The 13,104-nt window shown below is 72.1% G+C and carries 13 protein-coding genes; 8 read left to right on the top strand and 5 right to left on the bottom strand.

Annotation, left to right across the window (positions count from 1 at the left end):
• Positions 1–90 precede the first annotated feature (90 nt).
• The 5 genes from ACWDAS_RS06635 to ACWDAS_RS06655 all read left to right on the top strand — a co-directional run bounded on the left by ACWDAS_RS06635 (position 91) and on the right by ACWDAS_RS06655 (position 5,141).
• Positions 91–1,023 (top strand): cellulose-binding protein, encoded by a 933-nt coding sequence (locus ACWDAS_RS06635; RefSeq protein ID WP_450387735.1) that lies wholly within the window; start codon positions 91–93, stop codon positions 1,021–1,023.
• Positions 1,024–1,153: 130 nt separating this feature from the next.
• The gene (locus tag ACWDAS_RS06640; protein ID WP_450387736.1) at positions 1,154–2,164 is read left to right on the top strand and encodes an ABC transporter ATP-binding protein; all 1,011 of its coding nucleotides are present in this window, start codon (positions 1,154–1,156) and stop codon (positions 2,162–2,164) included.
• 1 nt (position 2,165) lies between these two features.
• Positions 2,166–2,936 (top strand): ABC transporter permease, encoded by a 771-nt coding sequence (locus tag ACWDAS_RS06645; RefSeq protein ID WP_450387737.1) that lies wholly within the window; start codon positions 2,166–2,168, stop codon positions 2,934–2,936.
• 121 nt (positions 2,937–3,057) lie between these two features.
• On the top strand, positions 3,058–4,275 hold the full coding sequence (locus tag ACWDAS_RS06650; protein ID WP_450387738.1) for an ABC transporter ATP-binding protein: 1,218 nt from the start codon (positions 3,058–3,060) through the stop codon (positions 4,273–4,275).
• Positions 4,272–5,141 carry an ABC transporter permease gene (locus tag ACWDAS_RS06655; protein ID WP_450387739.1) on the top strand — a complete coding sequence of 290 codons (870 nt, stop codon included), beginning with the start codon at positions 4,272–4,274 and terminating at the stop codon, positions 5,139–5,141. The genes ACWDAS_RS06650 and ACWDAS_RS06655 overlap by 4 nt, the downstream gene beginning before the upstream one ends.
• A gap of 27 nt (positions 5,142–5,168) precedes the next feature.
• On the opposite strand, the gene ACWDAS_RS06660 is transcribed toward ACWDAS_RS06655, so the two are convergent.
• Positions 5,169–5,492: an ATP/GTP-binding protein gene (locus ACWDAS_RS06660; protein ID WP_450387740.1), complete on the bottom strand. Its 324-nt coding sequence runs from the start codon at positions 5,490–5,492 to the stop codon at positions 5,169–5,171.
• Between the two features lie 214 nt (positions 5,493–5,706).
• Between ACWDAS_RS06660 and ACWDAS_RS06665 the strand changes: the two genes are divergently transcribed.
• Positions 5,707–6,732, top strand: coding sequence for an LLM class flavin-dependent oxidoreductase (locus ACWDAS_RS06665; RefSeq protein ID WP_450387741.1), 1,026 nt, complete (start codon positions 5,707–5,709; stop codon positions 6,730–6,732).
• A gap of 53 nt (positions 6,733–6,785) precedes the next feature.
• Here the strand turns inward: ACWDAS_RS06665 and ACWDAS_RS06670 are convergent, their stop codons facing one another.
• Positions 6,786–7,178 carry an SCO5389 family protein gene (locus ACWDAS_RS06670; protein WP_450387742.1) on the bottom strand — a complete coding sequence of 131 codons (393 nt, stop codon included), beginning with the start codon at positions 7,176–7,178 and terminating at the stop codon, positions 6,786–6,788.
• A 186-nt stretch (positions 7,179–7,364) separates the two neighbouring features.
• On the opposite strand from ACWDAS_RS06670, the gene nucS reads away from it, so the two are divergent.
• Positions 7,365–8,027: an endonuclease NucS gene (nucS, locus tag ACWDAS_RS06675; protein WP_450387743.1), complete on the top strand. Its 663-nt coding sequence runs from the start codon at positions 7,365–7,367 to the stop codon at positions 8,025–8,027.
• Positions 8,028–8,123: 96 nt separating this feature from the next.
• Here the strand turns inward: nucS and ACWDAS_RS06680 are convergent, their stop codons facing one another.
• The 3 genes from ACWDAS_RS06680 to ACWDAS_RS06690 all read right to left on the bottom strand — a co-directional run bounded on the left by ACWDAS_RS06680 (position 8,124) and on the right by ACWDAS_RS06690 (position 12,213).
• On the bottom strand, positions 8,124–10,631 hold the full coding sequence (locus tag ACWDAS_RS06680) for an ATP-binding protein (RefSeq protein ID WP_450387744.1): 2,508 nt from the start codon (positions 10,629–10,631) through the stop codon (positions 8,124–8,126).
• A 219-nt stretch (positions 10,632–10,850) separates the two neighbouring features.
• Entirely contained in the window at positions 10,851–11,174 is a 324-nt protein-coding gene (locus ACWDAS_RS06685) for an STAS domain-containing protein (RefSeq protein WP_450387745.1), read from the bottom strand.
• Between the two features lie 190 nt (positions 11,175–11,364).
• Positions 11,365–12,213 carry a 3-hydroxyacyl-CoA dehydrogenase family protein gene (locus ACWDAS_RS06690; protein ID WP_450387746.1) on the bottom strand — a complete coding sequence of 283 codons (849 nt, stop codon included), beginning with the start codon at positions 12,211–12,213 and terminating at the stop codon, positions 11,365–11,367.
• 241 nt (positions 12,214–12,454) lie between these two features.
• Here ACWDAS_RS06690 and ACWDAS_RS06695 point away from each other — a divergent pair, with 241 nt between their 5' ends.
• Positions 12,455–13,027, top strand: coding sequence for a cob(I)yrinic acid a,c-diamide adenosyltransferase (locus tag ACWDAS_RS06695; protein ID WP_450387747.1), 573 nt, complete (start codon positions 12,455–12,457; stop codon positions 13,025–13,027).
• The last annotated feature ends 77 nt before the right edge of the window (positions 13,028–13,104 follow it).

The raw sequence follows: 13,104 nt of genomic DNA on the forward strand, positions 1-13,104 counted from the left end.
ACAGTTACTGGACAGTGACTGTAAGACACGCCGCTTGGGCCCCTAGGATTCCCCCTATCACCCCACCCGGTCTGAATTGACAGGAACCCCATGAGCGACACTTCCTCCCCCTTCGGCTTCGAGCTCGTGCGGCGCGGATACGACCGCGGGCAGGTGGACGACCGCATCACCAAGCTCGTCGCCGACCGTGACAGCGCACTGACCCGGATCAACGCGCTGGAGAAGCGCATCGAGGAACTCCACCTCGAGACCCAGAGCGCGCAGGCACAGGTCAACGACGCCGAGCCGTCCTACGCCGGTCTCGGCGCCCGCGTCGAGAAGATCCTCCGCCTCGCCGAGGAGGAGGCGAAGGACCTGCGCGACGAGGCCCGCCGCGCCGCCGAGCAGCACCGCGAGCTGGCCGAGTCCGCCGCCACCCAGGTGCGCAACGACGCCGAGTCCTACGCCGCGGAGCGCAAGGCGAAGGCCGAGGACGAGGGCGAGCGCATCGTCGAGAAGGCCAAGGGTGAGGCCGGCCAGCTGCGCGCCGACGCGCAGAAGGACGCGCAGGCCAAGCGCGAGGAGGCGGACGCCCTCTTCGAGGAGACCCGCGCCAAGGCGGCCCAGGCCGCGGCCGACTTCGAGACCAACCTGGCCAAGCGCCGCGAGCAGTCCGAGCGCGACCTGGCGTCCCGTCAGGCCAAGGCCGAGAAGCGCCTCGCCGAGATCGAGCACCGCGCCGAGCAGCTCCGCCTGGAGGCCGAGAAGCTGCGCACCGACGCCGAGCGCCGCGCCCGCCAGACGGTGGAGACCGCGCAGCGCCAGGCCGAGGACATCGTGGCCGACGCGAACGCCAAGGCGGACCGCATCCGCAGCGAATCCGAGCGCGAGCTGGCGGCGCTCACCAACCGCCGCGACAGCATCAACGCCCAGCTGACCAACGTCCGCGAGATGCTGGCCACGCTGACCGGTGCGGCGGTCGCCGCGGCCGGTGCCCCCGCCGACGACGAGCCCGTCTCGCGCGGCGTCCCGGCCCAGCGCTGACCGTCCTCCGGAACATCCGGCGCATCTGAGCCCCCTGCCTCCTCGGCGGGGGGCTCAGCCGTGTCCGGGGCGCAAGCGGGGGCGTGGATTCCGCGTGCATTGCGCGCCGCGGCCGAATACTGTATCCGGCATGATCGAGCTGCAGGGGCTGACCAAGCGGTACGGGGACAAGACCGCCGTGGACCACCTGACCTTCCAGGTACGACCGGGGGTGGTGACGGGCTTCCTCGGGCCCAACGGCGCCGGCAAGTCGACGACGATGCGGATGATCCTCGGACTGGACAATCCCACCTCCGGGGACGTGCGGATCGACGGCAAGCACTATGCGCAGCTCGGCGATCCGCTGACGTACATGGGCGCGCTGCTCGACGCCAAGGCCGCGCACGGCGGCCGCACCGCGTACAACCACCTGCTCTGCCTCGCCCAGGCCAACCGCATTCCGCGCCGCCGGGTCGACGAGGTCCTGGAGACCGTGGGTCTGACGGCGGTGGCCAAGCAGCGCAGCGGGGGCTTCTCGCTCGGCATGGGCCAGCGCCTGGGCATCGCGGCGGCGCTGCTCGGCGACCCGAAGATCCTGATGTTCGACGAGCCGGTCAACGGCCTCGACCCCGAGGGCATCGTCTGGATCCGCAATCTGATGAAGGGACTGGCCGCCCAGGGGCGGACGGTCTTCGTCTCCTCGCACCTGATGAGCGAGATGGCCCTCACCGCCGAGCACCTGATCGTCATCGGCCGCGGCAAGCTGCTCGCCGACACGTCGATGGCCGAGTTCATCGAGCAGAACTCCCGCTCCTACGTCCGCGTCCGCACCCCGCAGCCGGAGCAGCTGCTCGACGCGATGACGGAAGCCGGGCTGACGCCGGTCACCGGCGCGGACGGTTCGATCGAGGTCCAGGACGCCGACCCGGCGAAGATCGGCGAGCTGGCCGCGGAGAAGCGGCTCGTGCTGCACGAACTCAGCCCGCAGCGCGCCTCCCTGGAGGAGGCCTTCATGCGGCTGACCGCCGAGTCGGTCGAGTACCACGCGGGCATCCCCGGACAGCCGGTGGACGAGGCCGTGGCGGCGGCGACCGCCGCTCCCGCAACCGCGCCCGGGTCGGCCTGGGGGGCCGACTGGCAGAACAAGAAGGGGAAGTCCTGACATGGCGGCACCGAGCGCGGTTCTGCAGTCCGAGTGGACCAAGGTCAAGTCGGTCCGCTCGACGGTGTGGACGCTGGCGTCCGCACTGCTGGTCACCATCGTCATCAGCGGCCTGCTCTGCCTGCTGATCAACTCGCAGTGGAAGAACACCAGCGATCAGGACCGGCTGGGCTTCGATCCGACCTCCGCGAGCTTCTCCGGACTGATCCTGGGCCAGCTGGCGCTGATCGTCTTCGGTGTCCTGGTCGTCACCGGTGAGTACAGCACCGGCATGATCCGCACCTCGCTGGCGGCGGTCCCGCAGCGGGCCGCGTTCTACACGTCCAAGGTCGTGGTCACCGGCGCGCTGGCCCTCGTCGTCGGCATGGCCACCAGCTTCCTGACCTTCTTCATCGGCCAGGCGCTGCTCGGCTCGCACAGCACGTCCATCTCCGACAAGGGTGTGCTGCGCGCCGTCGTCGGCGGCGGTCTCTACATGACGCTGATGGTGCTCTTCTCCGTGGGCGTCGCGATGATGCTGCGCAGCCCCATGCTGTCGCTGGGCATCCTGATGCCCTTCTTCTTCCTGGTCTCCACGATCCTCGCCAACGTCCCCAAGGCCAAGACCGTCGCCCGGTACTTCCCCGACCAGGCCGGCTCCAAGGTCATGCAGGTGGTCGCGGTCAACGACGAGCGCCCCTACGGCCCCTGGGGCGGCATCGGGATCATGGCGCTGTGGGTGGCCGCCTCGCTCATCGGCGGATACCTGGTGCTGAAGAAGCGCGACGCGTGAGACGTACGGACTCCGTGACCGAATCCGGCGCCGTCACCCCGGAACCGGCGGAGCCCCGCTAGCCTCCTAATCCTCATGGGGGCGAGGGCCGCCCCGAGGACGGTTCGTCGAGGGGCGGAGCATGATCGAGGCAGTCGGCCTCACCAAGACCTACGGCAGCAAGACAGCCGTGTACAACCTGTCGTTCCAGGTACGCCCCGGCATGGTGACCGGCTTCCTGGGGCCCAACGGCTCCGGGAAGTCCACCACGATGCGGATGATCCTGGGCCTGGACACCCCGACCGCGGGGCGGGTGACCATCGGCGGCCAGCCCTTCCGGCAACTGCCCAACGCCCCGCGCCGGGTGGGCGCCCTGCTGGACGCCAAGGCCGTGCACGGCGGGCGCAGCGCCCGCCAGCACCTGCTGTGCCTCGCCCAGCTCTCCGGGATCCCGGCCCGCCGGGTGGACGAGGTGCTGGGCGTGGTGGGCCTGCAGGAGGTCGCCGGCAAGCGCTCCAAGGGCTTCTCGCTCGGCATGGGGCAGCGCCTGGGCATCGCGGCGGCCCTGCTGGGCGATCCCGAGGTGCTGCTCTTCGACGAGCCGGTCAACGGCCTCGACCCCGAGGGCATCCACTGGGTGCGCCATCTGATGCGCAAGCTCGCCTCGGAGGGACGTACCGTCTTCGTCTCCTCGCACCTGATGAGCGAGATGGCCCTCACCGCCGACCACCTGATCGTGATCGGCCGCGGGCAACTGCTCGCCGACATGAGCGTGAAGGACTTCATCGCCGGCAACTCCACCGCGTTCGCCGTGGTGCGCACCCCGGACGTGGCGGCGGACCGCGAGAAGCTGACGAAGGCGCTGTCCGACGCCGGCGCGCAGGTGCAGCAAGAGCAGGACGGCGCGCTGCGTGTGACCGGCCTGGAACTGCCCCGGATCAGCGACCTCGCGTACGAGGCCGAGGTGCGGCTGTGGGAGCTGTCGCCCCACCAGGCCTCACTGGAGGAGGCGTACATGCGGCTCACCAACGGCGCCGTCGACTACCGCTCCACCGCCGATCCGCGGCAGGGCCTGCAGCAGCCCGCCGGGGCACCGGCGCCCGGCGGCGGCTGGGGAATGCCGCCGCAGGCGCCGTATCCGCAGCCCGTTCCGCAGCAGCCGCCGTACGGGTACGGTCACGGGCATCCGCAGCCGCACCCCCCGCAGCAGCCCTACGGCGCTCCGCCGCAGCCGGCACCGGGCGCGGGTCCGGCCGCGCCCATGAACCCGTACGCGCAGCCGCCGGTTCCGCCCGGTGTGCCCCTGCCGCCGACCGCGCCCGCCCCGCAGCCGACCCAGCCCGCCGAGGACGCCCGATGACCGCCCCCGTCTCCAGCCCGGCCCCGCAGTTCTCCTCCGCCATCCCGGTGCAGAGGACCCATCTCGGCCACGCGCTGAAGTCCGAGTGGACCAAGATCCGTACGGTCCGCTCCACGATGTGGACGCTCGGCGTGATGCTGGTGGTGATCCTCGGCATCAACCTGCTGGTGGTCGCGCTGGCCTCGGCCGAGAACGTCTCCGATCCGGTGCTCGGCTTCGGCCTGTTCGGCGTGCTGCTCGGCCAGCTCTGCGTCATCACGCTCGGCGTGCTGGTGATCAGCTCCGAGTACGGCACGGGCATGATCCGCACGACGCTCACGGCCTGCCCGCAGCGCGGCCGGGTGTTCACCGCGAAGGCGATCGTCTTCTTCGCGCTGAGCTTCACCGTCACCACCGTGGCCTGCGCGCTCACCGCGCTCATGAACTACGCCACCTTCGGCGGCAGGACGGTGGGCCCGGGCACCTACGTCGGCGCCCGGCTCGTCGTCGAGGACGGGGCCACCACCGCCAGCGGCACCCAGTGGCTCGGCGCCACCGTCGGCGTGGGCCTGTACGTGGCCCTGCTGGGGCTGCTGTCCCTGGCCGTGGGCGCGCTGCTGCGGCACTCCGCGGGCGCGATCACCACGATGATGGGCGTGGTCCTCCTGCCGCTGATCGTCGCGATCTTCATGCAGTCGGACAACCTCCGCAAGGTGCAGGAGAAGCTGGTCGAGTACTCCTCCCCCAACGCCATCGCGTCGCTCTACCAGATGCCGATGCTGGAGAACGGCGACGCCGACGGCGTGCGCCAGCTGGTCGCGCTCGCGATCATCACCGCCGTCGCCCTGGCCGGTGCGTACGCGGCGCTCGCCAAGCGCGACGTCTGACCCGCAACGGGCATTCCCGCCGCGCGGTCAGTACCGCGGGGCGTTACGGGACCGCTGGAGCCGTGCGCTCCGGCGGTCCCTCGCGTTCCAGCAGGAGGTGTGCCAGTGGCGCCGGTCCGCCACGCCGCCGTGCTCCGGCCAGGCCACCAAGTGGCCCACGCCCGGGGGGATTTCCTGGTCGCAGCCGGGGCAGCGGTAGTGCTTGCCGCCGGAGCTCCCGGCCAGTGGACGGACGAGCCACTGCTCGCCCTGCCAGCTCTCCACGCGCTCCGCTCCGCGGGCCGGGCCGGCCTCGGGACGTTCCTCGGCTCTGCCGGCGGCGCCTCGCGGGCGGTTTCGGCGCGGGGACACGGGCACACACCTCATGCGGATCAGGGGACTTCGGGCCGCTTTCCAGCGTACGCGTAGCGCGCACCGGGCCGGGTACCCGGTCGGGGAACCCCCTATTCCGGCCATCACCTCGAAAATCATGAAATCGCGGCGGCCGGACCGTGCCTTTGGCACGTGTCAGGCGTTATTGCCGGTAGGGGAGTCGTGTCGGCCACCGAGGAAGGTGTGAAGCGCGATGCGTGTCGGTACTTTCGTCCTCGCCGCCCAGTTCCCGGGGCAGGGACCGGGGGAGGCACTGCACCGGGCGGTGCGGTCCGCCGAGGCGGCGGAGAGGGCCGGGCTGGACTCCGTATGGCTGGCGGAGCACCACTTCGTGCCGTACGGCGTCTGCCCGTCGGCGGTGACGCTCGCCGCGCTGCTGCTGGGCCGGACCCGGCGGATCGGGGTCGGGACGGCCGTGAGCGTGCTGCCGACCGCGCATCCGGTGGCGCTCGGCGAGCAGGCGGCGCTGCTCCACATCACCTCGGGCGGCCGCTTCACACTGGGCGTCGGGCGCGGCGGGCCCTGGGTGGACCTGGAGGTCTTCAAGGCCGGACTGGCCGCCTTCGAGAGCGGTTTCCCCGAGTCGCTGGACCTGCTGCTGCGCTGGCTGCGGGAGCCCCGCGTGGGGGCCTCGGGTGAACGATTCGCCTTCCGCGAGGTCGATGTCGTACCGCGGGCTGACGAGTTCGAGGAGCCCAGCGGGCCGCCGGTCGTCGTCGCCTGCACCTCGCCGGGGAGCGTGCGGCTCGCGGCGCGCAGGGGCCTGCCGATGCTGCTCGGCATGCACTGCGGCGACGAGGACAAAGCGGCCATGGTCGCAATGTGGCAGGCCGAGGCGCGCGATGCGGGGCTTTCACCCGAAATGGTGGCCGCGGCGGAACATGTCTCCGCGGGGGTCGTACAGATCGCGGACCGCCGCGCCGACGCCGTCGAATCCCTCACCAAGGCGATGCCCGGCTGGCTCCAGCGGGGCCTCGCCGCGCACCGCACGGTCGACGGCCGGCCCCGGACGATGCGCGATCCGCTCGCCTACACCGAACTCCTCTGCGAGCTCCATCCGGTGGGCCCGCCGGCGTTGTGCGCCGACCGGCTGGCGGCCACCGCCGAGCGGACCGGGATCAGCCGCTTCGCCCTGCTCGTCGAGGGCTCCGGCGACCTCGCGGCCACCGAGGAGAACGTGGCACGGCTCGGCCGCGAAGTGCTCCCGCAATTGGCCTGATTGAAACATCAAAGAGCAGTGGTGCGACCAACGGCGGGAGCACCCTGCCCGGTTCAGCAGTCCCGCAGCTCCGGGGACTGGTTCAGCAGCTGGGCCCGTACGGAGGTGAAGGTGGCGTAACGCTCGTCGACCGCCGGGTCCAGCGGGAACACTGCGACCCGATGGCAGTTCTGGAACGCCAGCCGGACACCGAAGTGCCTTTGCAGGGCCCCCCGGATCGCATCACTCGCCAGGGCGCGGAGCAGCTGCCCGCGCGCGTGCTCGTCCGGCGGGGGTACCTGGTTGTCGGCGAACTCGCCACCGTCCAACTTGAGTTGTGCCGCCAGAGAGCTGATCATGTCCCATGCGTAAGGCAGGGAAGTCCGGACGCAGTCGACGAATTCCCGTTCGTCGACCTCGCCTCGCTCGGCCTGTTCGAGGAGGGCCGGTGAGACGTCGAGCGACATGAGTACTCCTCTCGTGACCCCCCTGTCCGAGGAGTCAGACGGACTACGGAGAGAAGCCGCCCAGAGTTCTCCCGCACGACGGCTCCCACCCACAACCGTAGGCGGAGAGGTCCCATGACACTAGGCGGGAGCGCTCACAACAGGCCATTTTCCAACCGCGCCCGGTAGCGAGTAGCGTTGCCGACCATGCGTCTCGTCATCGCCCGCTGCTCCGTGGACTACGCGGGCCGGCTCTCCGCCCATCTGCCGTCGGCGACCAGGTTGCTCCTGGTCAAGGCCGACGGCAGCGTCTCCGTCCACGCCGACGACCGTGCCTACAAGCCGCTGAACTGGATGTCGCCGCCCTGCACCCTCAAGGAGGGCGACGACGGGGTCTGGACGGTCACCAACAAGGCCGGCGAGCAGCTGATCATCACCATCGAGGAAGTGCTGCACGACTCCTCGCACGAGCTCGGGGTCGACCCGGGGCTGATCAAGGACGGCGTCGAGGCCCATCTGCAGGAGCTGCTGGCCGACCGCATGGAGGTGCTCGGCGAGGGCTGGAGCCTCGTCCGCCGCGAGTACCCGACCGCCATCGGCCCCGTGGACATCCTGTGCCGGGACGCGTCCGGGGCGACCGTCGCGGTCGAGATCAAGCGGCGCGGTGAGATCGACGGCGTCGAGCAGCTCACGCGCTACCTCGAGCTCCTCAACCGGGACCCGCTGCTGGCCCCCGTGAAGGGTGTCTTCGCGGCCCAGGAGATCAAGCCGCAGGCCCGGGTCCTCGCCACGGACCGCGGCATCGACTGCGTCGTCCTCGACTACGACGCGCTGCGCGGCATCGAGGACGACAAGCTCCGCCTCTTCTGACCTTCCGGGGCTCCCGGCGTGCATCCCGCCCGGGGAGCACCGCGGCGCGGCACGGCGGTCGGAGGACCACCGCGGCCGCGCCGCGAGGGGTGACGCTCAGGCGATCGTTCCGGACGCGGAGGACGCGTCGGCCGGGGTGCCGGAGTCCGTGGTGGTGACCGCGGTCTCGGACGGCCCGCCGGCGCTGGTGGTGCCGCTGGGCTGCGAGGTGTCCGTGGGATCCGGCGTCGTCGAGGGCGACGGGGGCTCACTGCTCGGCGGGGTCGTCGACGGCGTCGACGACTTGGTCGGGGTGTTCGAGGGCTTCGGATGTCCGGGCTTCGTGCTGCCTCCGGGCTTCTGCGTCGGCGACGACGCGCCGCCGCCCGGCTGCTCGGTGTCCCCGCCACCCGCGCCCGGGTCGACCGCACCGCCCGTCGTGCCCGGCGCGCCGCTTGCCCCCGGCGTGGTGCCGCTGGCCGAGGGGCTGGGCCGCTGTGTGGAGCCGGGGCTCGTCATGTCCTCGGCCGGGAGGCCGTCGTCCGCGTTGTCCTCCTGGGCGGACTCGACGGGCTTGACGTTCATGGGCGTGTTCTGGTCGCCGCCGGAGGCCGTCGTGCCGAGCGTGACGATCGTGCCGAGCACGGCCGCCAGGAGCGCGCCCGCGCCGGCTGCGACGAGGTTGCGGCGAGAACCGGTGACGGCGAGCCGGCGCGGGGCGGCGGCCGCCGCGGCAAGGCTCTTGCTGATGACCGTCGTGGGCGCCTCGGAGAGGTCGGTACCCGTCGCGGGGGTCTCGACGCCGGCCGGGCCCGTGGCGGAGAAGGGACCGCCCGCGCGGTCCACGACGAGCGCGAGGGTGCGGCGCCCCACCGTGGTGCCCTGGCGGTCCGCGAGGGCACCGCGCAGGGCTATGGAGGCCTCCAGTTCGCTGCGGGCCCGGTCCAGGTTGCCGAGGCACAGCGCGAGGACACCGAGCTCGTGGAGGAAGTAGGCCTCCTCGGCGACCTCCCCGGCGATCCGGGCCGCCTCCTGGCCGACGCGCAGTGCGCGCTCCCAGGCGCTCCAGTGCATCGCGGCGGCGAAGACGGGCGCCACCGTACGGGCGAGGAGCACCGCGGCGCTCGTGTGGCCGCCGTCGCGGGCGGCCGCCAGGGCGGCCAGGATGGCCTCCGCCTCGGCGGCGACGCGGCCCGGGGTGACCGAGGGGTGCCCGGCCCACCAGGCATAGTGCTGGGCGGCGGCCAGCGCCTGCGAGGAGCCCTCCGAGGCGGCCTCCGCGGCAAGTCCCTCCGTGGCGGCCAGCTGCCGGATCACGCCCGCCGCGAGGCGGTGGTGCGCGGCGACGGGAACGGCCAGCCCGACGGCGACGATCTCGCCGAGGGCGGCGTCGCCGTGGGTGTCTCCGACGAGCGCGGGCAGGTGCGACTGGTGCGGGCACTCGCCGCCGAGCGCCACGGCGAAGCGCAGCGTCTCCTGCGCCGAGGCGCCCAGGCGGGAGGCCAGCAGCACGGCGGGCGCGGCGCTCTCCGCGAGCGAGGGCAGCGGCACGTGGGACGGCGAGGGAACCGGCTCGGCGTCGAAGGGCGCGTCGACGGGGAGTTCGTCCTCCGGATCGACGTCGCCCCAGACGGACTCGTCGGCCGCGAGGATCTCCGCACCGAGTGCGTCGCGCTGCCGCAGCAGCGCACCGGCCTGGACGAAGCGCAGCGGCAGGCCCTCGGACTCGAACCACAGGTCGGCGGCCCAGGCGGTCTCCTCCTCCACCAGGGACCGGCCCGCGGCGAGCTCCAGCAGCTCCAGGCAGGCGACCCGGGTCAGTCCGGGGAGGAAGACCTCCTCGACCTGGGAGTCCGAGGCGGGGGCCGGCACGTCGGGCGTGGCGGACATCACGAAGGCGCACTCCGGCACCGCGGCGAGCACCTCCTCCAGGGCGGCGCCGCCGAAGTCCAGGTCGTCCAGGACGACGACGGCGCCGACGGCGCGCAGCAGCTCCAGCAGCCGGCTGCGGTCGGGGCGGTAGTTCTCCGCGTCGTAGACGGTGCCAAAGATCTCCTGGAGCAGGTCGCTGGGGGTCCGCCGGTAGCCGGAGAGCCGGATCACGCCGTCGGGGGCGAGGTCCGTGCAGGCGGTGGCGACGGCGTCGAGCAGCACGCTGCGGCCGGCGCCGGAGGGCCCGGTGACGCGCACCGAGCGGCCCCGGGAGAGCAGCCGCACCAGGCGCTCGCACTCCTCCTCGCGCTCCAGCAGGGGGAGTTCGGGCGCGCGCGGCCCCGGCGGCACCGAAGGCCGGGCGGCGGCCGCCAGCGCGGCACGCTCCTCGGCCCCGCGCCGTACGGGCGTGGGCAGGTCGCCGGGCGGCAGGGAGCTGACCTCGCTGCCGTCGACGGGGTTGAGGGTCAGCCTGCAGTCGCCCACGACGAGTTCGACCACGCGCGGCGCGTCGCTGTCGGCCGTGCCCGCCCCGACCTCGAGGGCGAGCGGATCGCGCGGCGGCCGCGTGGCACGGGGGGACGATGTGGTGCCGTCCCCGTCGCCCGCGGACGCGGTCGCGTCGGCAAAGCTCGTGGAGTCCTGTTGTGCGCCGTACTCGTCGCCGGTCATGTCGGGTCCGTGTGGGTCCATTAGTCTCCGCCCCCATATGCGTCGCAGCGGGGCCCCACCGGGCCCGCGGTACGCCGTTGGACCGGTCCGGCTCCCCTCCTCGGCGTACGGGGTGAGGCACGCCGGAACCGAACCCTAAACCTTCCCACAGTCTGCGCGAAGCCCAGGGCGGCCATGCCGCCCTTGCGTCCGAGTCTGTCCGGGGATGCCAGTTCCGTATCGGCACGCCCGGTGGGTGCTCTAGGTCCGCGGCAGTGCTTCTGCCGCGATCCCCCCCTCGATGACCAGGATGCGGTGCAGCCGCGTGGCGACCAGCAGCCGCTGCATCTGCGCCGGTACGCCCCGCAGGACCAGACGCCGGTCCGCCCGGCCGCAGCGGCGGTGCGCCCCCATGATGACCCCCAGGCCCGTCGCGTCCCACGAGTCGAGTTCGGTCAGGTCGAGCACGAGGTCGCCGTGGCCGCCGTCCACCGCGGTGTGCAGGACCTTGCGGGCGTCCGCCGCGGTGCGGACGTCGAGGCGGCCCCCGACGACCAGCTCGGCGTGATCGCCCCTGATGTGCATTACGCCTCCCCGTGGAGTGAATGGGTGGAAACTGCCGTGGTTCTACGTAACTGACGGTCCGTCGTACGAAGAGGTTGCCGTCTGTGAGCGAACCGATACCGAATTCACCCTTGCGAGTGACAGGAGGCGTCCGAGGGGCCCAGCCCGCCGGTCACCTGCACCGGGCCGGGCCCTCCGGGTTGACGCTCCGTCAGTACCGGTAGAAGCCCTCGCCGCTCTTGCGGCCGAGCGCGCCCGCGTCGACCATGCGCCGCATGAGCTCCGGCGGGGCGAACTTCTCGTCCTGGGACTCGGTGTAGATGTTGCCGGCGGCGTGCAGCAGGATGTCGACGCCGGTGAGGTCGGCGGTCGCCAGCGGGCCCATCGCGTGGCCGAAACCGAGCTTGCAGGCGATGTCGATGTCCTCGGCCGAGGCGACCCCCGACTCGTAGAGCTTGGTGGCCTCGACGACCAGCGCCGCGATCAGCCGGGTGGTGACGAAGCCGGCGACGTCGCGGTTGACGACGATGGTCGTCTTGCCGATCTCCTCGGCGAAGGCCTTGGCGCGGGACAGGGTCTCGTCACTGGTCTTGTAGCCGCGGACCAGCTCGCACAGCTGCATGAGCGGGACCGGGGAGAAGAAGTGGGTGCCGACCACGCTCTCCGGGCGCTCCGTCACCGCCGCGATCTTGGTGATCGGGATGGCGGAGGTGTTGGAGGCGAGGACCGCGTCCCCCTTGGCGATCTTGTCGAGGGCCCGGAAGATCTCCTGCTTGACCTCGATCTTCTCGAAGACCGCCTCGACGACGATGTCGGCGTCGGCGGCCGCGTCGAGGTCGGTGGTGGTGGTGATGCGGGCGAGCGCGGCGGCCGCGTCCTCGGCGGCGAGCCTGCCCTTGGCGACGAACTTCTCGTAGGACGCCTCGATCCCGCCCTTGCCCCGGGCCAGCGCCTCGTCCGTGATGTCACGCAGGACGACCTCGTAACCCGCCTGAGCGGACACCTGCGCGATGCCGGAGCCCATCAGGCCGGCTCCGATGACGGCGAGCTTCTTCGCCACGGCACACACCTATCTTCTCGATGCTATTGCCGGGACCTTAACGTCGCTTCACAGCGGAGCGCAGCAGGAAGAGAGGCGGGTCACCCTGTGTCCTTCGTCGCACAGTTGAGGGCCGCGGCGCCCAGTTGCTCCCGTACCGCGTCCAGTTTGACCCGGACCGCCCCCGGAGTCGGCTTCCGGCTCCCCCGTCGCGGGCCCGGCGCGGAGCGCGCCCGGGACGCGTCCTGACTACGCTCGACACATGGTCAATCTGACGCGCATCTACACGCGGACCGGGGACGACGGCACCACCGCCCTCGGCGACATGAGCCGCACGGCCAAGACCGACAGCCGCATCTCGGCCTACGCGGACGCGAACGAGGCGAACGCGGCGATCGGCGTGGCCCTCGCGCTCGGCGCGCTCCCGCAGGAGGTCGCGACCGTCCTGGTACGGGTCCAGAACGACCTGTTCGACGTGGGCGCCGACCTCGCCACGCCGGTCGTCCCCGACCCCAAGTACCCGCCGCTGCGCGTCGAGCAGTCCTACGTGGACCGGCTGGAGGCGGACTGCGACCGCTTCCTGGAGGAGCTGGAGAAGCTGCGCAGCTTCATCCTCCCCGGCGGCACTCCGGGCGCCGCGCTGCTGCACCAGGCGTGCACGGTCGTCCGCCGCGCCGAGCGCTCCACGTGGGCCGCGCTGGAGGAGCACGGCGAGACGATGAACCCGCTCACCGCCACCTACCTCAACCGGCTGTCCGACCTGCTGTTCATCCTGGCCCGTACGGCCAACAAGGAGGTCGGCGACGTGCTGTGGGTGCCCGGCGAGAACCGCTGACCCAGGGGCGCCCACATGCCGCCAGGCTCCCCCACGCCCGTCCGGGGCCGCTTCGTCGGCGCTGATGAGACCCGGCT

Source organism: Streptomyces sp. NPDC001070, assembly GCF_053598835.1.